1 protein-coding gene is annotated in these 831 nt (G+C 70.6%); it reads left to right on the plus strand.

From position 1 onward, the window contains the following. A partial coding sequence (locus C5N14_RS27315; RefSeq protein ID WP_117672137.1) for an acyltransferase domain-containing protein occupies window positions 1-831 on the plus strand: 831 nt, incomplete at both ends.

The following is an 831-nucleotide window of genomic DNA, read 5'->3' on the forward strand; positions in this document are numbered from 1 at the left end:
GGGTCTGGATGCGGTGGCGGCTGGTGGCGTGGCGGTGGCGGGTGTGGTGTCGGCGGGTCGTCGGGCGGTGTTGTTCACCGGTCAGGGTTCGCAGCGGGTCGGGATGGGTCGGGAGTTGTACGACCGGTTCGGAGTGTTCGCGGAGTCCTTCGACCGGGTGTGCGGGCTGATCGACGGCGAGCTGCCGGGCTCGTTGCGGGACGTCGTGTGGTCCGGTGGGTCGCCGGGTGCGCTGGATCGGACGGTGTTTGCGCAGGCGGGGTTGTTTGCGGTGGAGGTGGCGTTGTGGGAGTTGTTGCGGTCGTGGGGGGTGCGGGCGGACTTCTTTGCGGGGCATTCGGTTGGTGAGGTGACGGCGGCGTATGCGGCGGGGATGTTGTCGTTGGAGGACGCGTGCACGCTGGTGGCGGCGCGTGGTCGGTTGATGCAGGCGTTGCCGGCGGGTGGGGTGATGGCGGCGGTGGCGGCGTCGGAGGCTGATGTGTGTCTGGTCATCGAGGTGACCGGTGCGGCCGTGGACGTGGCGGCGGTGAACGGGCCGGCGGCGGTGGTGGTGTCCGGCGCGGCTGACGAGGTCGAGATGGTGGTGGCCACCTGCCGGGGCCGGGGCTGGCGGACCAGGTCTCTCGCCGTGTCGCATGCGTTCCACTCCCGGTTGATGGAGCCGATGCTGGACGGGTTCCGCGCGGTGGTGGCGGGGTTGGACTGGCGGGTTCCGGCGGTGCCGGTGGTGTCGAACGTGTCGGGTGCAATGGCGGATCCGTTGGAGTTGGTGGACCCGGAGTACTGGGTGCGGCATGTGCGGCAGCCGGTGCGGTTCGCCGACGGGGT

The sequence above is a fragment of the Micromonospora sp. MW-13 genome, assembly GCF_003434305.1.
Taxonomy (GTDB): Bacteria; Actinomycetota; Actinomycetes; order Mycobacteriales; family Micromonosporaceae; genus Micromonospora.